We start from the raw sequence: 18,561 nt of genomic DNA on the forward strand, positions 1-18,561 counted from the left end.
CGAAATACTGCTGCTGAGAGGCATCCCGCAGCATCCTTCTCAGCTCTTGCACGGAGAGACTCATAATGTCTCCAGGTCGATCACGTGGCTGGAAAACGGCGGGCCAGGGGCGGTTGGCCGAAATGTCATGGCAACCGGCATCAGGATTTCGTGATTCGCTTCCCGCGGCCCCCCTACCCGCTGAAGTACTTGGCCGTCCGTTCGAGGGTCTTCTCGAAATCCGCTGCCGGATCGAGGAACGCCGCCTCGGCCATGCTCGGGTACTCGTGCACGAAGAGCGCCCGGTGTTCCATCAGGCGGCGGCGGACCCGTGCCGTGAAGGCGTTGTCGCCCTTCGTCTTGGTCGCGAGCTTGTGAAAGACGATCTTGGCCTGGTCGAACGACACGAAGGAGATCTTGTCGATCTTTCCGAGTGCGAACGCCGCGCCTCCCTCGACGAGCTTCTTGAGTTCCTGGAGGGCTTCGTCCTCCTCCTCCGCCGGCTTGATCCCCTTCGACGCGGCCCGCGCGGTGGGCGTGTCCGGCTCCTCCTTCGACAGGACCAGGTCCTTCGCGTAGTCGAGTATCCCGACGTCGGAGGCGAGCCTGAAGTACTTCTGGACGTCGTTCTTCGCTTCGCCGCTGTCAATGAATTCGCTGGCGAACTGGTACATGTCCTTGCCGGCCTGGGCGGCCACCGCGAACTTGTCCTTCACGGTTCCGTGGTAGCCGGCCGCAGGCACGTAGGTGGTGACCCAGCGTGCCATGTTCCGGTACGCCCAGATGTTCCGGGGCATGAGAAGCTTGACCTTCGATCCCAGCCCGAGGACGTTCAGGCCGAACATCGGGACGACGACATCGGTGAGGATGTCCCCGACCGTCGCACCGATCATCCAGGCGATGTCGCTCTTTTCCTGCGGGTTGTAGTACAACTCGGCGTCCCAGCCGACGAGGTTCAGGGCGGCCGCGGTCTTGGGATTCTTGACCTCCACCTCCCCCAGCTGCGTGGGCTCCTTGATGACCCTGCGCTGCCAGTACATGTCCGGGCCGACCTTCTGGGCAGCCAGCCGGTAGGGCAGGCTCCGTTCCTCGCTCAGTTCGCGCTCGTTCACCTCCCAGGCCTTCTCGCGCGCCGCCTGGGTGCCCTCGATGCTCCGGTAGAGCTCCCTCAGATAATCGCTGTTCTGGTTCCCGTACAGTTCGATCCTGAAGTCCCTGGCGAGCTCGGCGGCTCTCCTCACCTTCGCCGGTGCTTCGATCTTGGCCTCCCCCAGGGCGGCCAGGTACTTGACGTCCTCCTGGTCGGAGGTGGTCTGGGCGAAGCGCAGCGCGGCGGGTGCGCCGATCGAGTAGGCGTCGTCCATCGTCATCTCGACGGTTTCGAACTGCGTCATCGAGCAGGACACCGGCACATGGACCCGGGAATGGTCGCTGACGCCGGCGAGGATCAGCCCGGCCCGGTGGAGACAGTTGCCCAGCATGACGTCCGGGCGCAGCAGGAAACCTTCGGCCTGGAGGATCCTGGCCCACGGGAACGAGATGATGACCCAGGATCCCTTGCCGTCGCCGGCGTGGACCTCGCTGCCGGCCTTGACCCACATGTTCCGCATGTCCGTTCCGCCGTTGAGTATGAGGACACGGATTCCGCTGTCCTTGCCCATTTCTCCCGGCAGCAGGCTCAGGTCCGCGCTCTCGATCCGCTGCACGCCGTACAGCGAGTACGGATCGCGTGCGTATGATGCCTCGGTCTTGGTGAAGTCGAATCCGGTTCCTGGTGTGTATCCGGCGGGAATCGGCACCAGGTTCTTGATGTCGTCGAGCAGCAACTGCCCCAGGGTTCCCTCCTGCTTGAGCATTTCCAGGAGAAACGTGATGTAGCCGATGAATCCCGCCTTGACCGGGAAGTCCTTCACCTCGTCCCGCTTCGGAATCTTGATGCGCCCGATGCGCCCGATGCCCGGCAGGGAGATTTCCTTCTCGGTGGGGAACGCCCATTTGCTCAGCCCTTGGAGGGAGGTCTGGGCCTCTCTTTTCGACGCCAGTCCCCAGCCGTACCCCACCTGGACCGAGTCGACCGTCGCCTGCGGGGTGGGGCTCGCCGGATCGAACGCCGTCTGGATGGCGATGCCGGGTATGCCGTCGATCTCATAGGCCTCCAGTTCCCTTTTCTTAGGCGGGGAGGTGTCGTCGACCCCGAAATTCAGGATCTTGCGATGCCACTGGATGGTGGGCCCGTCGGATGCTGGGTGTGGCATGGGTGGCTCCGTGCACATGAGGTGGGTGGTCGTAGTCGGCAGGAATGCGGGCCTGCGCGCTCACCGGACGCGGGAACACGACTGCTGTCCCTGGTTGAAGTCTCCCGGCCTGCCCGGGGGGCGGTATTCCCCTTCCGGTTCCCGGACGGACAGCGCCACCGCCTCCTGGGGTACCGCTTCCGGGCTCTTCATCGCCCGGTTCCCGAACGGGTCGCGTGCTTCCCGTCCGGGCGCCGGTGCGGGCCGATCGGACCCGCACCGGCGCGGGCAGGCTGTTCTGCGGGCCGCCCCGGCGACGAGTGCCGGGCCGCGGGCCCGGTGAACTGGATCGCCTGTGATCCAGGCAGCGACCAGGAGGGTTTCGATGTCCCACGTTGCCTTTTCAAATGTTCCGGCCAGTCGCGGATATCCACTGGAGAATCTCTTCGACGGCGACCGCCTGACGTACTTCCGCACCGACCGGGAGGTAGTGCGCGGGGACTACGTCACGGTGGACCTCCAGACCGTCGAGTACGTCACGAACATCACGCTGAGGTTCGGCGGAGACCTGCTGAACCGCTACCGACCCCCGGCGGCCGAGCTGGAGGTGTCCGCCGACGGCGAGACGTGGAAGAGGGTCGGAGGCGTTTCCTGGGATGTGCTGGACGCGGGAGCCAGCCCCCCGCCGGGAACGGCTCTGGCACGATATGTGCGTCTGCGCTTCACCGGAGCCAGTTCCAACATGGTCGGTGTGAACTCCTTCCGGGTGGAACACGAGCCCGGTCCGCATCAGCCCGAGCGGGTCGACGTCTCGGTGACCCTGGATCAGGATCTCGACTTCTCCGAGCAGGTCCGCTGCTCTCCCGGTTCCGGGAACAAGGTCGCGGCGTTCCACGGACCGGGCGGGCAGCAGGAGGACTCGGGAGAAGAGATGTCCGACCGGCGCGCCCTGGTGCTCGGCCCGGGTGAGCGGATATCGGACATCGCCTCGGTGGAGCGGGCCGAGGGCGAGGTGACCGGCTGGAGATCCGTTCGTCCCTTCACCCTGGCTGCCGAGCAGGACGATCGCGTGTTCCAGCTCCTGGTGGCCGAGACCGGGCGGAAGAACGCGGCCAGGGTGCTGGGGTTCCTGAACTGCTACAACCGCGGCCTGCTTTTCTCGCAGATGTCCGACGCGGACGGCGGCTGGACCGAGCCCCAGCACCTGTTCGACCCGTTCCACTCGGTACGGTTGGCCCACGGCGAGCAGGTCGGCTCGGTCCTGCACGCCCTCCGGGAGAGGGCCGACGACCAGGGCCTGGAGCTGGTGCTCGCCTTCCTGCGGGACGACTTCGAGGACGGTCGGCCCCGTTGTTCCGCTCTCGACGTCTCCGGGCTCGGGATCGTCAGCGACGACTACGACCTGATTCCCCTCCTGGACGGACGCTGTCTCCTGCTGGCGGCGGCGGACCGCACGCTGAAGTCATGGACGATCGAGCGCGACGGGCCGAACAGCGCACCGCGTCTCGTCGAGGAAGAACCGTTCTCCTCGGCCGACTGGGACGTCCACTCGGTCATGGGCGGCTTCGAGACGGGCTACGACACGGACGCGGCCCGGCTCCTGTACACCGATGTCGATTCGGCGCTGTGGACGTGCACGTACGAATATGATCCGGAGAGCGGTTCGGGCCTCCGCTTCTACGGCAAGGAACTGCTCAACGGCGGTGGCGAGAGCCTGCTCAACGGCAATGGCAACAAGGTGGAAGCGGTTTTCCACCAGCCGGACCTCGACGACGGAAGAGCTGTCTACTCGCTGGGAACCTCCGCGGACGATGCCCCCGGAACGCAGGTCTGGGTGTCCCGGCACCTGGTGCCCTCGGGGGAGGGGCGTCCTCCCGAGGAGTGGACGCGTCCCGTGCCGCTGAGATCAGGGTCGATCCGGATGTCCGTGGCCGACACGGACCACTCCTCGTACTTTCTGTGGGACGGGGACGGCGGCAACCTGCGCCTGCACCACCAGGACTTCAGGACCGGACTGTGGCAGCAGTCCCGGGTGGCGGTGGCCGGACAGGACGCCACCGAGGTCGCCCGCTACCGGTTGGCGGCGACGGTGGTCGACGCGGCGGGGGCGCCCGTCCCGGACTTCCCGGTCGCACTGGCCGTTCCCGCGGACGGGCCGGCCTGCGAGGCCGTCGTCCAGGGCCGGACGCGGTGGGTCACCGGGAAGGCCGCGCCGGTGTGGACCGACGGCCTGGGGAAGGTGACGGTCAGCGTCGCCCCCGAGGGGCTGGTGGCTCCCGAATTCCGGCTGGAGGTGCCGGGCCTGTCCGATGATGTTCCGCTCAAGCCGGCCGAGGAGGTCCAGCAGTACCTCGCCGGGGAGAAGGACGACCTCAACCCCACCAACCCCGGGGGACCGCTGCCGCGGTTCGACGAACAGGGCAGCGCCCTCAAGACCCTGGCTCCCGACCTGAGCGACGAACAGGCCGCGCAGGCCGCCCAGTGCATCCGGTACGCCATGCTCGGCTCGGACGCGCCCTGCGAGGCCTTCGAGGTGAATCTGGTGCGGGGGACGGACGGGACGATCGTCCCCGTCCTGACGCCGCATACCCTCGACAGTCTGAACGAGGCGAGGCGTGCCGCCGGCGTGGCGGCACCGGGGCAGGCACAGAGCTGGCTGCGGCGCATGGCGGGGGACCTCTGGGAAGGCATCGCCAGCGGCGTGCTCGTCGTCAGGACGTTCCTCGTCGACACCGTCAACAAGGTCATCGACATCGTGGCCGCTGCGGGGGAGGAGATCATCCGCCTCGCCGGCGTCGCGTGGAACGGCATTCTGGGACTCGGTCGCCTGGCCGAGAGCGTGGTCGCCGGGATCGGTGTCGCCGTGACCGCTGCCGTCGACTGGCTGAAGGCGGTCTTCGATCTCGACCACGTCCGCAACACCCAGAAGGCGCTCCAGGAGGCCCTTACCCGCTCGTTCGCGAGCCTGCAGACAGCGATCGCCTACTACGGCAGGCTGGGTGACGAATGGTTCGAGGAGCAGGAGGCGGAGATTCGTCAGTCCTTCGCCGAGGCGCGTGAGAAGTGGGGCGACAAGTCCGTCGGTGAGCCCGAACCCACGGACGAGGTCGGGCCGGGGGAGCGTGGCATCGGTTCCGACACCCATGCGAACTGGATGGCCGAGAAGACGGAGTCCCACCGGCCCGAAACGCCCCTGCTCCGGCTTCCCGAGGACATCCTGCGGGAGTTCGCGGAGAAGATCACGGAAGCGGTCGGCGACATCGCCGGAGGAATCGTCGATGCCTTCGACGCTCTCGCGGACGCCTTCACCAGCCCGGAAGGCTTCGGTGCGCTCACGGTCACCGCGCTGCTGGACGCGCTGGAGCAGATCGTGACCGCCGCGTTCCGCGCCGGTGCCGCCACCATGCGAGCGGTTCTTTCCCTCCTCTCGTACCTCGTCGAGCAGCTGGATCTGTACCTGAAGGCCCCGCTCTACCTTCCCTGGCCGCTGGACAAGGTCTGGACGTGGGCCGCGGGACCCGGGCTGAGTCCCAGCATCGGCGCGCTGGTGAGCCTGGTGGCCGCGTTCCCCGCGACGATCGGGTACAAGATCGCCGTCGGCGATCCCAGCAGGCAGCCCTTCCCCGGCGGCAGACTCGTCGCCCCCGCGCGGGCCGGCCGACAGGGTGCGCTGGGCAGCCCGGAGAGCGGCATCGTACTGGGCGTCCTCCAGATCGCCGACGCGCTGGTGTCCTCCGGGTGCGACGCCTACGAGGTGAAGCAGACCTGGCTGGATCCTACCGACCCCGGCCCCGCCATGAAGGTGGGCCTGGCCGAACTCGGGTACTACATGCCGCAGTTCGGGTTGCTGCTCGCTGCCGAATGGGGAAGCGAGGACGCCTGGGACCAGGGGATGCTGGCGTTCGACCTCGTCACCACCGCCCTTTCCCTCGGCAGTCGCACGATCAAGCGGTGCACCGTGGGTGCCTTGGACTGGGCGGCTTCGCTGGCCGAGACCATCGCCGGGCTGGTCAGCTGCGGCTGCAGCGTCAAGCTGCTGCTGGCGGCGGAGAGCGACGATGCGACCTATCTCGCCTGGGCGGGTGTCGTCGGAGCGATCCCCGACATCTTCGGCCACCTCACCAGCGTGGCCGGGTCGCTTCCCGGACCGAAGGGAGGGGTCGTCCTCGCGGGGAAGGCGGGGATCAACGTCCTCAGCTCGGTCGCGGAAGGCGCGCTGAGCATCAGCGGATACAACGCTCGCCTCGCCACCTGACGATGCGTTCCGGTCCGGCTGCCCGCGATGACGTGCCATCGCGGGCAGCCGGACCTGCGGGCTGCTACGAGCGGCCGCAGAAGACGCCGATGGATCTCACGCCGGCAAGGTCGAGGTTGCTCACGCCGAGCGTGGTGACTCGCTGTTCGCTTCCCTCGAAGGAGGGCCCGTCGTTGAGGACCCAGCCGCACTTGAAGGTCTCGTAGCGGAGGGGATTGCGCACCGACTTGGGCTTTCCGGGCAGTTTGACGTCGAGTTCGATTCGGGGGGTGAACGAATTCATCTGGACACCCTCGTCCACGGCGTAAAGGACCTCTCCGGTACCTCCCGCGCCGGAGAACAGGCACAGCTGGCCAGGTCGGCAGAGCAGGTCGTTGGTGGTGCTGTCGGCAAAGCTGGTGGCAGGGCTTGCGGAAGCTGAGAGGCCGAGAGCGGCCACGGCCACAAGGACAGTTCGAGTGACGCGATTACGCATGGGGAAACTCCATTCGTCGGGCCATGTGATCTCGTGGATCAATGTCATGGTTCTTGAAGGCTAGCGATGTCATTCCGGCTGGTTGCCTGCAGCTGGGGAATTTCGTTCACCACGGGCCCGGCCATCCGGATGGAGCAAACCCCAATCCCGTCGCGGCATGCTCGAACCGGTGCGTCAGGCAGTCACGCGCCGGGGTGGGTGAGGTGGACGCCGCCCCCGGGTGGCCCGGTCCGCCGCGTGGGGAGGCGGTCGGAGAACAGTTCCTCCGTCCGTACGCCCAGAGCGGTGGCGATCCTCCACGCGGTGATCGGCTTCGCCCCGCGCTGGCCGCGCAGAAGCTGTGAGAGGAACGCCTGGGACGTCTGCGCCCGCACCGCGAGGCTGCGCTGCGACAGTCCTTGAAGATTCATCAGATCTTTGATCTGGTCAACGTTGTGCACGTACATGATGCAGTCCTTGGACAGAGGTGGGCCGCGGACGGGTGGGCGTCGTCGCGGACGTGCAGCAGGATAGCTCTCGGTGATTCGCACGCACGATCGATTGCGGTGCGGACTTTCCGTGGCGGTACCGCTGCTCGCTGAAATGGGAGGGGCCTCGGGCCGACTGTCCATCGGAGCCCGCGGCATATGCCATCAGTTCGGTCGGCAGAGGTGGCGAGGCGCCTCTGCCGCTGGGCAGGTCGGCGTGCGAATCGCTTCCTTCCTGGGAGGTAGCGTGGGGGTGGCGTCCCGGTGGCGCGCCGCGCTACCACGGCGCCACCCCGCGGCCCCCCCCCGAGGCTCATCCGATGGGTCGACCCATCGGCGACTTTCGGAAAATGTCGATGGAAATCGCTCATGACACTTTTTTGGAAATGAATATCAGCTGGGGTGATGATCGCGCGACGCGTTGACGTGCGCGTTCGAGTCCCGGCTGCCGGTCGAACCGGTTCCTTGCTCCGCCGCCCGGTCCCACCGGCAGCCCTTGCCGGGGAGAGGGCGAGGGCCGTCCCACTGCACGGCAAGCCGGTCGAGAGCGGCCTGCGTGGCCCAGAGGCTGGCCTCGCCCGGAACACCGTGCCACCAGCGCTGGACGGTCGAGTGAAGACGCTCGTCCAACACGCCGTCACCGACAGCCCGCTCGTCAGGGGAGGCTCCGGCAGTCCGGCCGTACTGTCTCGCCACGCTCGTGAAGACGGGCGCGGCCCGGGCGGTCGCCGGGCAGCAATCGGCAGGCGTTCCGCCCCATCGCCAGCGCGGAGCGGCGCAGCTGAGTCGCCTCATCACCCGGTCGATGGCTGTGACGAGTTATGGGGACTGCTCGTTCCTCGCCAGTACTCCGCGCAAGCGTCCCAAACCATCGAGCAGGCCCGCCAGGAGGTGGGCGCGGTCCGCGTGTCCCCACGTGGCCGGCGGGTCCTCCAGTTCCAGCCAGTGGCAACCGCGCCTCTTCGATCGCCGCCCGCCGTGCGGGTGTTCCGTCGCCGTAACAGGTCGTGCAGTGCGGTCGCACCTGGTGTTTGCGCAGGGCACGGGTGAAACTGGAGTAGACGCCCGGGTATCCCAGCTTGATGGTCTCCTTGAACAGCACGGTCGCTGGCAGGTGCGGATCATCTGCGAGCCGTTGACGACAGTACGGGACGAACCGGAGGAATACGTCCCGGTTGCTCCTGCGGACCCCGGCGACCCGCTCTCCTCGCAGATAGGTTCTCACCGTTTTTCGGTCGCGGCCGAGGTGTCGGGCAATCGCCGAGATCGACCATCCCAGGCCGCAGAGTTCTAGCACGTCATCGTATTCCTTCTCGGTGAGCAATCCACACCCCTCATTAGCCCGGACGCGATGCCCGTCATGTACATTCGGATTTGATCGGTGTTCACTTCGGCGGAGCCCTCGCCTCCGAAGTTTCGAGAGCGGGTCAGGGGCAGCGGACCAGCGAATAGAGGCAGTCGACCCACGCGAAGCCGGCGTTGTCGAGCAACCGCTGAAGGGAGACGAGGCCGTCGGGATCCTCCAGGTGGCCTTCGGAGATCCTGGCGATCACCTCGACTGCGCCGCACGAGCGCATTTCCGCGAGGCACTGCTGGAGCAATTCGCGGCCCAGACCGTGTCCTCGGTGTCCGGGCGTGACCCTCAGGAACCACAGTTCGGCGGTGTCTTCGAGCGGTGCGGTGATGTAGGCCTCTCCGGTGAGTTCTCCGTCGGTGTGCGTCATCTCGAGCCGCCAGCCGGGCGGGCTGGTCCACGGTACTTTCTGCGCCACCGGATATGCCTGACCCGCGGGTCTGGCATGGGGGGCATGCCAGTAGTAGTTCTTGTCGAGCGAGCTGAAGCCCGCGCTTTCCAGCGCCCGGAACGTGACGATCCTCCTGCGGATCGGGATGCCGTTCATCGCCAGCGGCGATCGCGTCCCGAACGGGAACGCCGTGAGTCGTCGGCCGGACCCGAAGTGGCAGCGAACGTGATCGAGCAGTGCGGCGGTGATCTCCGGGTCCTCCTCGGAGTGCATCCACAGCAGGGTTCCCGTGCCGTTCGATCTGTTCGTGGCGTAGGAGGCTACTCCGGTGACGGTTCCGGTCGCGTCGGTGGTGACCACCGTGTACGGGTCGGTGAATCCTTCCGCGGCGACCAGGTGAGCCGCTCCGGATCGGGTTGCGTGCCTCAGGTCCGAGACGTGCACGGCCGGCTGGCCCGGCAGGCGGTCGGCGTGGACCAGGTTCAGCACCGACGACTCGTCCTCGTCCCGGTACAGGCGAAGTGCTTCCCTGTTGCGAAATCTGGACCGAAGCAGATTCATGCTCTCTTCCTCCCGATGACGTCGATCCGCCTGAGGCGAATGCCATGTACGAATTTCATGGATGTCGGAACGGCCTGGCGGCCTGGGGCCTCAGATGTGCCCCTCTCTGATGGCCCAGGCCACGGCCTGGACCCTGTTGTTAAGACCGAGCCTGGTGATGAGAACGCTGAAGACACTCTTGACGGTTCGCTCCGAGAAACCGACCTTGAGGGCGATCTCGGTGTTGGAGAGGCCGTCCGCGGACAGAGACAGGAAGAGCCTTTCGCGTTCCGTCAGGACGTCGATCGCCGGTCTCCGCTGGGACTGCGAGTTCATCCTGGAGACCTGGTTGAGCAAATGACTGAGCAGATCGCCGGGGATGTCCGCCTCACCACGGGACACCGCGCTGATGACGCCGGCGAGCCTGTCCGGATCGGCCTGTGTGCGCGGGAGGAGGGCCAGAACTCCCGTGGCGGCGGCCAGGGCGAGATCGGCGTCGTCGAACCGGTCGAGCAGGAGGGCTGTGTGCGGGGGAGCGGCCTGGTTCAGCTTCCTGAGCAGCCTGGCTGTCGACTCGTCGAGGGTGGCGGACACCACGAGATTCACACCGACGGGTTGTGACCCGCCATCCGTGACGCAGATGTGGGGAAAGCGGAGGAGCTCGCTCGACACCCCGGCCCGAACGATCGGATCATTGGTGTGGATCCGTACCGAGATGAGATCCATGGCTGCCTCGTACCCTCCCTGGTGGACAACCTGACTCCCTTGCGAATTGATTCAGCGGCAATCAAAGATCTTTGACGATCTGTCACGAGAGAAGCGCACGCCATGAGAGTGTCGGTGCGGCGGTGCGATCTCGCACCGAAATGGAGTTGGCTTCTCCGCCGCGGCAGGCCTGTGCGCATGGGCCGGAACGCGGCGGAGGCGCTGGAACGCCGAGCATTCCAGCCCCTCATAGTCATCACAACCGGGCTTCGCTCGCAAGGCTGTTGCCGTTTCGAACCACCGTCGGTTATCACCCGCGCCAGCGCGACGTCGGCTTGCCGGAGCGCCGCGGCACGGCCCGTGGGTCGGCTGGACAGGGCATGAAAGTTATAGGCCTGCCGCCGCGTTATCGGCGTGGTGTGCGTATGGCACAGGGGACGCGCCCCCGGTCGGAGAACGGCCACATGCCGTGGTTCGCACACAGCTACGCCGCCGACCCGGACTCGGTCCTCGATGTCGTGCTGCGCATGACCGGGTCGCGCGGTCAGATCACCGTGCCTGACCAGCGGTTCGTCAGGTGGCGGGGAGCACGGCTGTGTGAGGACCCTGGCAGGGGCGCGGTGCTCCAGGGCCTCCAAGGAGGGCCTGACGGGCGATAGCCTTGGGCAGCCCGGGGAGCGAGCAGCCCGGGCGCCCCGGGAGAACGAGCGTGATGGAAGAAGGACAGGGCCCGGCCGCTCCAGGACCTGGCCGCCACCCAGGAGGCGGCTACGCGTCTCGGCCCGCTCGCCGCGACCACCGCCGACCGGCAGCCGCCCGCGCCGATCCGCGGCGACCCGGTGCTCAGCGCCGTGGACCTGCCCACCGCCAACGATGGCCGGCCCCTCTCGTTCACTGTCCGCGTGCCCCGGCTGGTCGTCGTCACCGGCCCGAATGGCAGTGGGAAGTCCACCCTCCTCGCCCAGTTGGCCGGACGGCTACCGACCGCCTCGGGCCGGGCGCTGCTGGGCGCCGCCCCCGTCGCGGACCTGCCCGCCGATGCGGTCGCCGAGGCGCTCACCCTGGTCGAGGCCCGACGGCCGGCTCGCCGACACCACCATTGCGGCGAACCTGTGCCCGGCCGCACCCCTCGCCGACCCGGAGCAGTTGTGTGCCGCCCTGGCCGTGGTCGGCCTCGCCGTTCTGCCCCGGGACACCCCGGTCGGCCCCGCCGGCCGCGCGCTCTCCCAAGGACAGCGCCGCCGCCTCGCCAACGCCCGCGCGGTCCTGCGCCGGCCCCGCATCCCGCTCTTCGACGAACCCACCGCCGCCCTCGGCAACCCGACCGCTGACGCCCTCCTGCGCGCCATACGCAAAGCCCTGCCCGACTCGGCACCCGTTCTCGCCCTACAGGACCAAGACCTCACCCTGCTCCCTGGCACCCGGACAACTACCATCGACCTGACCGGCACGACGACCCCTCAGCCGGCTGAAGTTCCACCCCGCGGCTGGACACGTTGTCTCTACGCCGCGAGGCTGTGACCTTGCCGGAGCCGCTGGCGGGTCTCGAGCGGCGTGAGGTAGCCCCACTCGGGGTGTTTGCGTAGCCGCCTGCGGTTATAGAAGGTCTCGATGAAGGAGAAGGCCTCCGCCCGGGCGGTGGCGCGGTCGGGCCAGACCCGGGTGCCGATCTCCCTCCTTCAGTATGGCGAAGAAGCTCTCGGCGGCGGCGTTATCGTAACAGGATCCGACTCGTCCCATCGACTGCCTCATGTTCAACTTGGTTATTTCAGAGAGGAATTCACTCGACGTATATTCGCTGCCGTGGTCCGTGTGGAAGACGCATCCGCGTTCCGGAGCACCTCGACCGGCGGCCATCCCCAGTGTGGCCACCGGCAGTTCGGCGCGGCGGTGGTCGGCCATTGCGTAACCGACCACCTCACGGGTGGCCAGGTCGATGCAGGTCGCCAGGTAGAGCCAGCCCTCCTCGGTCGGCAGGAACGTCATGTCGCCGACCAGCCGCATGCCCGGGCGCGGTGCGATGAAGTCGCGCCCGATCAGGTCCGGTGCGAACGCCGGTTTGCGAGCCTGACGGGTCAGACCGCGTCGACGGCGGCGGGTGACGCCGGCGATGCCACGCTCGCGCATGATCCGCTCCACTTTCTTCCGGTTCACCGCTCGGCCCTGGCGGCGAAGTTCCGCGTGGGTGCGCGGGACGCCGTAAGCGCCCCGGGAGGCGAGATGGATCACCGTGATCTCGGTGGCGAGCAGGTCCTCGGCCCGTTCGCGGACGCGTCGGGCCTGCTCGCCAGCCCGCCACGCATAGAACGAGGAGCGGGCGATCCCCAGTGCTCGGAAGATCCGCTTGACGCCGAAGGCGCCGTGGTGGTCCTCAACGAAACGGAAGCGGATCACCGATTCGTCTCGGCCGCGAAATAGGCGGCCGCCTTGCGGAGGATCTCGATCGTCTTCTGCTGCTCGAGGTTCTGCCGATGCAGCCGGGCGAGTTCCTTGCGCTCGGGGCTCGTCAGCTCGCCGGGCCGGCCCTCGCCCCGGTCCGTGCGGTCCTGCTTCACCAGCCCCGCAGCCCCTCCGGGCTGACCCCCAGCTCCCGGGCTATCTCGGTGACATTCCGGTGCGGAGAAGAGCGGACAAGCGCGACTGCGTCCCGCTTGAACTCCGCTGTGTACCGCTTACTCATGTTGCTGTTGCTTCCCACGTGAAACTGCTTCCCCCAGGCTCACACGTCCCAGTCTCCAGGTGTCCAGCTGCAGGGTGGAACTTCACTGCGGGGCGGGCCGTGGCGGGGGACATGGGCGCCCTGCGCGAGACCGCCTATGTCCTGTGGGCGACAGGGGATGTGGCCTGAGCCGTCACCTTCTACTCACAGGCCGGGGTCGCCGGTGATGTAGGGGCCTGGAGGGAGGGCGGGGAACGGCTCCAGTCGCTGGGCCACGACGACGAGGCGATCCTGATGTACCGGGCGGCGGTGCAGAAGGGCGACGGCCTGAGCGCGAGGCCGCTGGCCGATCTACTGCTGTCGGAGGGCCGGCGGGAAGAGCCGCTGGGGTTCTATCTTCAGGCGGCGGAGCAGGGCGACACGGTGGCGATGCATCAGGCTGCGGCCCTGTTCTGGATGGCGGACTGTGTGGAGGAGACACTGCTGGGGTACGGGAAGGCAACCGACCAGGGCGACGCGGCGTCGCTGGTGCACATCGGGGTGCTGCACCCGGGCAGGGGCGAGGTCGAGGCAGCCCTGGTTGCGTTCACGAAGGCCGCCGATCTTCGGGAGCGCGACGCCTACCGGGAGGCTGAGTGGATGCTGTGGGACTGCGGCCGTCTGGACCGGGCATTCAGCTGGCTCGGTCAACGGGTGGAGAGAGGAGACCGACGAGCGGTGCGGGAGATGGCCGACCTTCTCCGCGAAGTGCGGCGGCTACCCGAAGCCCTGGAGCGGTACCTGCGGTCGGGGCCGACCTGGGAAACCTGTACGCAGCACGCCACGCTGCGCAGCTTCAGTCGCAGCTGGCCTCGCCGACAGCAAGCTAACAAGGGGACGGACTGTGAACCACAGCACACGCCCGCAGCCTCAAGACCTACGCATCCCCATCACCCGGGCCTCCAGCAAGAGGTTAGCGTCACCGACCGGTCCTGTAAGCAGATCAGCGGGGCAGTCGAGCGCTGGGCGATTGTGGTTTACGAGCCAGCCGCCTGGGGCGTGCCCGTGGAGCCGGAATATGACGAATGATCCGACCTTGATCAACTTGATCAAGGTCGACGGCCTGGGGCCTGGCTGCGGTGGGTAATCCTGGAGGCGGTCGCTGCTCAGTAGATGGCAGTGACGGCAAGAGTGCCGATGATCAGTGCGGGGCCGAATGCGATCCGCCGTTGTCGCATGTTGTTGCCCAGCACGACAGCGGCGTGGGCAGCACCGAGTGTGAAAGCTGCGACGAGGCCCCAGAACACAGAACTCCAGCTATGCCAGCCCAGGACGGTGGCCAGCGGCGGGGCTACTTTCAGGTCGCCCATGCTGAGGCCGCCGGCGAGGAGGAGCATGAAGAAGACCGCGCTGGTAATAGCGGCTGCCTCGGCGGCGCGGATCGGCGAGCCGTTGGCACCGCTGGCGGTGGCGGCCCCGAGGGACAGCGCGGTGCCGACGGACGCGGCCGCGGTGAGGTGGTCTGGCAGGCGTCGGACGGAGGCGTCGGTGATGACGAGTACCGCTCCGATGGTCGCCAGCCACAGCTGCGCGGCGGTCACCCACGGCCCGCCGCCGCCATGGAGGGCGGCGGCGAAGCCGACGGCGGCGAGGGCTTCGGGGAGCAGCGGGGCGGGGCCGATGCGGGTGGTGCAGTGGGGGCAGCGGCGGGTGAGGCTGATGGCTCGCAGGTCGCGGGGGCGGGTGGCGTTCAGGGGGTGGTCGCAGTGGGGGCAGGTGCGGCGGGGCAGTGGGTGGCTGGTGGGGGCGGTGTAGTGGAAGGCGAGGGGGCGGACGGCCAGGGCGCCGGTGAGGGCGCCGGCCGCGGCGCCGGTGGCGAGGTGGGTGAGGGGCATGCGGGTCCGTTGGTCAGCGGGTCGTGAGGGGGTGGGGGAGCAGCTGGTGGAGGAGGGCGGCGGTTTCGGCTTCCATGTCGAGGTCGCCGAGTTTGCTGTTGATCCGGGCGAGGGTGGCGGCGGCGGTGCGCAGGGCGTCGGTGTCGCCTGCGGCATGGTGGGCGCGGAAGAGGCAGCGGTGGAGGGTCTCGTTCTCCTCGCCGGCGAGGAGGCCCTGTCGGGCGGCCCAGAGTGCGCCGGGGACGTCCGCGGCGTCGAGGCGGCGGGTGGAGAGCTCGTGGGCGGCGTGGGTGATGGCGGAGACCATGGTCTGGATGGTGGGTTCGGCCCAGGCGTAGCGGGTGGGGTCGATGGCGGCGAAGGGGCGGCCGCGGACGAGGGCGAGGGCGCGGCGCAGGGCGAGGTTGCCGTCCTCGCCGGTGTCGGCCAGGCCGGTGCGGTAGTGGTGGAGGAAGCGGTTCCAGTCGCAGTCGACGGTGTCGGCGAGGCGGTAGCGGTTGTCGTCGGTGTCCTGGACGCGGGGCAGGTGGAGGCCGGTGTCGGGGGTGGTGCCGAGCCAGGAGCGGGCGCGGGAGATGGCGGCGTTGCGGACCTGTTTGCTGACGAGTTGTCCGGGCCACAGGGCGGCGTCGATGGCGTGGTGGTCGGCGCCGGGGTTGATCGCGAGGTAGGCGATGAGCTCGGTGGCGGTGCGGCGGCGGTTGGAGTCGACCTGGCCGGCGGCGTTCTCGATGGCGACGGGGCCCAGCAGCAGGACGGACGGCCCGTCGGGAGCCGGCTCGGGTTCGGGGGCGGGAAGGGAACGCCGGGAGGGGGCCGGGCTCGGGGGCGGGGCCGGGTGGTCGTCCTCGCCGGAGAGGATGTCGGCGAGCGTCGGCCCGGCGGGGACCGGTGGGGCGGGTGTGTGCGGGCGCGGGACCGGTGCGCGGAAGGGCTGCGCGGGTTCGTGCTCTGCGGGCTCGGGGTGTTCGTCGGTGTCGGCGAGTTCGTCTTCCATCTCGGCGTACTCGGCGGGCAGCGCGTCGCAGGCCCCCTCGACGGCGGGGAGAGCCAGCGGTTGTCCGCCGGCTTCGCCGGGGTCGGTGAGCCAGCCGGGCGCAGGGACGTCGGCGGGGTCGGCGGCGAGGGCGAGGATACCGACGGCGTCGGCGAAGTGCTCGTCGGTCAGGCCCTGGAGGGTGACGGGGAGCTGGGAGCCCGGCAGGACGACTGCGGACGCGTCGGGCGGGCAGTGCAGCGTCCAGCCGCGGCCCGGCAGGGGCGGGGCGGATGCGGTGACGACCGCCGCAGCGGTGCGGGGCCGGTCGGTGAGGGCGGTGAGCAGCCGGTCGCCGTTCTCGCCGTCGGGCAGGGCGGCGGCCAGGAGGATCCGAGGGGACCAGGAGTCGGAGGCGTCGGCCAGCCGCGCGGCCCGCAGGGACCCGGCGCCGACGGCGGCCAGGGCGCGGTGCTGGCCGGCGGCGTGGTCGAGCAGCCGCTCGACGGCCTGCGCCGGGTCGGCGGCGCGGTGGACCCGCTCCGGGACCGCCCGTTCCAGGCCGGGGGCCGAAGCGTCGAGGATCTCGACGTCCAGGTGCGCGGGCAGCGGGCTGGTGGCGAGCTCGACGGCGACGGCCTGCAGCATGTACCGGGCCGTGGCCGGGTCGCCGTCCAGGTGGAGGACGCCGACGTGCTCCAGGTCGACGAGGACCAGGCGCTCGCGGGCGTCACGGCCGATGGAGACCAGGGCCGGGTAGGGGGCGTCGGCCTCCGCGAGGCGCTCGTCGTCGGCGAGGCCGGCGCTGGTGGCCGGGCAGGTCCACAGCCGCTCGGCGGTGGCGGTGAACGGCTCCGCCGGGACGGTGTGGTCGGCCAGGTGGAGGTCGACACGCGACTCGCTCAGTACGACGGCGTCCAGGGCGGGCAGGGCGCGGCCCTGGGCCGCGAGGTTGAGCGCGAGGCTGCGTAGGGCCCGGTCGAGCAGGTCGAATCCGCCCGGGCGCTGGGCGGCGCGCAGGGACTGCTCGGTGGCGGCGGCACGGCCGGTGGGCAGGGGGATGTGGCGCCCGGGGCGCAGGCGGCGCTGCTGGAGGCGGCGGCGCAGCGCGAGGACGCCGATGAAGGCAGCGGCCAGGGCGCCGGCGCCGGCGAAGGCCGCGGCGGGGACGAGCAGGTGCTGCCGGCTCTCCTGCGTGGGCATGGCGGAGGCGCTCGGTCCGGGATCGCCGGGGGCGCTGGTCGCGGGTGCCGGGCGGTCGGGCACGGACGGCGCCTGGCCGGTGGGAGCCGCAGAGGCTGAGGTGGCCGGTGCGGGCCGGCCCTGGGCCGCGGGGGCGTCCTGGCGGCGGCCGGTATCGGCACCCGGGGCCGTCGGAGCGGGCGCGGGTGCGGGCGTGGCGGAGGCCTCCGGGACGGTCGCGGAGGGCTCGGCGTCCGCGGGCGGGGCCGACGCGGCCGGGGGGAGGTCGAGGACCTGGCCGGGGTAGACGAGGTCGGGGTCGGTGAAGTGCCCGCCGCCGGGCTGAGGCGTGCCCTCGTTGGCGGTGAAGACCCGGGGCCACTGGGTGCCGTCGCCCAGTTCGTGTTCGGCGATCGACCACAGGCTGTCGCCCTTCCGCACGGTGACGTGGGCGGTCCCGGCCGGAGCGGGGCCGGGGGCGGGCTGCGCCGGGACGGCGGCGGGCGTGGTGGCGGTGGGGCCGGCGGGGCGGGCGTCGGCGGGGAGGTTGAGGACGGTGCCGTCCGGGAGGGCCTGGTCGGGCGGGGTGGTGGCGAGCGTGGGGTTGAGGGCGGTGATGTCCGGCCAGCGCTGTCCGTCGCCGAGGTGGCGCACCGCCAGGTCCCACAGCGTCTCGGAGGGGCCCTGGACGGTGTGGGTCGGCCAGCCGGACTCCTGCGTGGCGGTGGTGGTGCCGGTGTTCGGAGCGGCCTGGGCCGGGCCGGCGTTGGTGGCCGGCGCGGGGGCGGGGGTGGCGTTCTCGGGCAGCAGGAGGGTCCAGCCCGGCTGGATGACGTCCGGGCTGAACACGGTGCCGTCGGCCATGGTGCGGCCGGTGTTGAGGGCGGCGATCTCCCGCCAGCGGGTGCCGTCGCCGAGCCGGTCCTCGGCGATCGACCACAGGCTGTCGCGGTCCTGGACGGTGTGGACGGAGCCGTGCGGGGGCGTGGTGTTCTCGGCCGGTGAGGGCACGGCCGCCGCGGGGGCCGGGGCCTGGGAGGCGGTGGCGGCGACGAGGGGGCGGGCGGCGGCGTGCGCGGGGGTGGGGGAGGCGAGCGCGTTGCCGGTGGGCAGGGCGACGAGCACGGCGCCGACGAGGAAGGCGGCCAGGCGCTGCGGGCCGCCGAGGGCGGGCAGCCGCAGGGCGGGGCGGCCGGAGAGCTGGCCGGGGATCTCCAGCAGGACGCACACCGTGAACGCGGCCCAGGCGGTCCAGCCGGCGGCGAGGAGCACGGCGAGCAGGGGGGTGCCGACGTTCTGGTGCCGGGTCAGCAGTCCGGTGAGCTCGGAGGGGCTGACGCCGTGGGGCAGGAGGGTGGTGGTGAACAGCCACAGCAGGGCGGGCAGTCCGGCGAGCAGGGCGAGCAGGACCAGCAGGGCGGCGAGGGCGCGCAGGACGGTGGCCAGGCGGCGCAGGGTATTCATCGGTCG

13 protein-coding genes and 1 pseudogene are annotated in these 18,561 nt (G+C 69.6%); 4 read left to right on the forward strand and 10 right to left on the reverse strand.

The window, feature by feature from the left end; genetic code table 11:
• Nucleotides 1-173 precede the first annotated feature (173 nt).
• Nucleotides 174-2,234: a hypothetical protein gene (locus ACFVU9_RS17425; RefSeq protein ID WP_387594116.1), complete on the reverse strand. Its 2,061-nt coding sequence runs from the start codon at nt 2,232-2,234 to the stop codon at nt 174-176.
• A gap of 364 nt (nt 2,235-2,598) precedes the next feature.
• Here ACFVU9_RS17425 and ACFVU9_RS17430 point away from each other — a divergent pair, with 364 nt between their 5' ends.
• Nucleotides 2,599-6,468, forward strand: coding sequence for a discoidin domain-containing protein (locus ACFVU9_RS17430; protein WP_387594118.1), 3,870 nt, complete (start codon nt 2,599-2,601; stop codon nt 6,466-6,468).
• 64 nt (nt 6,469-6,532) lie between these two features.
• Here ACFVU9_RS17430 and ACFVU9_RS17435 read toward each other — a convergent pair whose 3' ends face one another.
• From ACFVU9_RS17435 to ACFVU9_RS17450, 4 genes are all read right to left on the reverse strand, one after another.
• Complete coding sequence (locus ACFVU9_RS17435) at nt 6,533-6,991, reverse strand: hypothetical protein (protein WP_387594120.1); 459 nt, start codon at nt 6,989-6,991, stop codon at nt 6,533-6,535.
• A gap of 134 nt (nt 6,992-7,125) precedes the next feature.
• Complete coding sequence (locus ACFVU9_RS17440) at nt 7,126-7,389, reverse strand: helix-turn-helix domain-containing protein (protein ID WP_387594122.1); 264 nt, start codon at nt 7,387-7,389, stop codon at nt 7,126-7,128.
• Nucleotides 7,390-8,837: 1,448 nt separating this feature from the next.
• Nucleotides 8,838-9,716, reverse strand: a complete 879-nt coding sequence (locus tag ACFVU9_RS17445) for a GNAT family N-acetyltransferase (RefSeq protein ID WP_387594124.1) — start codon at nt 9,714-9,716, stop codon at nt 8,838-8,840.
• Between the two features lie 90 nt (nt 9,717-9,806).
• On the reverse strand, nt 9,807-10,421 hold the full coding sequence (locus ACFVU9_RS17450; RefSeq protein WP_387594126.1) for a LuxR C-terminal-related transcriptional regulator: 615 nt from the start codon (nt 10,419-10,421) through the stop codon (nt 9,807-9,809).
• 830 nt (nt 10,422-11,251) lie between these two features.
• Here ACFVU9_RS17450 and ACFVU9_RS17455 point away from each other — a divergent pair.
• Both ACFVU9_RS17455 and ACFVU9_RS17460 read left to right on the forward strand, forming a co-directional pair.
• Nucleotides 11,252-11,425 (forward strand): annotated as a pseudogene (locus tag ACFVU9_RS17455) (ATP-binding cassette domain-containing protein); the annotation flags it as partial.
• Nucleotides 11,426-11,438: 13 nt separating this feature from the next.
• Nucleotides 11,439-11,921, forward strand: a complete 483-nt coding sequence (locus tag ACFVU9_RS17460; protein WP_387594128.1) for an ATP-binding cassette domain-containing protein — start codon at nt 11,439-11,441, stop codon at nt 11,919-11,921.
• Between the two features lie 75 nt (nt 11,922-11,996).
• Here ACFVU9_RS17460 and ACFVU9_RS17465 read toward each other — a convergent pair whose 3' ends face one another.
• The 3 genes from ACFVU9_RS17465 to ACFVU9_RS17475 are packed head-to-tail and all read right to left on the reverse strand — an operon-like array spanning nt 11,997 to nt 13,080.
• Nucleotides 11,997-12,794, reverse strand: coding sequence for an IS3 family transposase (locus tag ACFVU9_RS17465; protein WP_387594130.1), 798 nt, complete (start codon nt 12,792-12,794; stop codon nt 11,997-11,999).
• Entirely contained in the window at nt 12,791-12,955 is a 165-nt protein-coding gene (locus tag ACFVU9_RS17470; RefSeq protein ID WP_387594132.1) for a hypothetical protein, read from the reverse strand. Before ACFVU9_RS17470 ends, ACFVU9_RS17465 begins: the two co-directional genes overlap by 4 nt.
• Nucleotides 12,952-13,080, reverse strand: coding sequence for a transposase (locus tag ACFVU9_RS17475; RefSeq protein WP_387594220.1), 129 nt, complete (start codon nt 13,078-13,080; stop codon nt 12,952-12,954). The genes ACFVU9_RS17470 and ACFVU9_RS17475 overlap by 4 nt, the downstream gene beginning before the upstream one ends.
• Nucleotides 13,081-13,353: 273 nt before the next feature.
• On the opposite strand from ACFVU9_RS17475, the gene ACFVU9_RS17480 reads away from it, so the two are divergent.
• A complete protein-coding gene (locus ACFVU9_RS17480) occupies nt 13,354-14,127 on the forward strand; it encodes a hypothetical protein (protein ID WP_387594134.1) in 774 nt (257 codons plus the stop codon).
• A gap of 77 nt (nt 14,128-14,204) precedes the next feature.
• Here the strand turns inward: ACFVU9_RS17480 and ACFVU9_RS17485 are convergent, their stop codons facing one another.
• On the reverse strand, nt 14,205-14,933 hold the full coding sequence (locus ACFVU9_RS17485; protein WP_387594136.1) for a prepilin peptidase: 729 nt from the start codon (nt 14,931-14,933) through the stop codon (nt 14,205-14,207).
• Nucleotides 14,934-14,946: 13 nt separating this feature from the next.
• On the reverse strand, nt 14,947-18,555 hold the full coding sequence (locus tag ACFVU9_RS17490) for a LysM peptidoglycan-binding domain-containing protein (protein WP_387594137.1): 3,609 nt from the start codon (nt 18,553-18,555) through the stop codon (nt 14,947-14,949).
• Between the last annotated feature and the right edge of the window lie 6 nt (nt 18,556-18,561).

This window comes from Kitasatospora sp. NPDC057936, assembly GCF_042887525.1.
In the GTDB taxonomy this organism is placed as follows: Bacteria; Actinomycetota; Actinomycetes; order Streptomycetales; family Streptomycetaceae; genus Kitasatospora.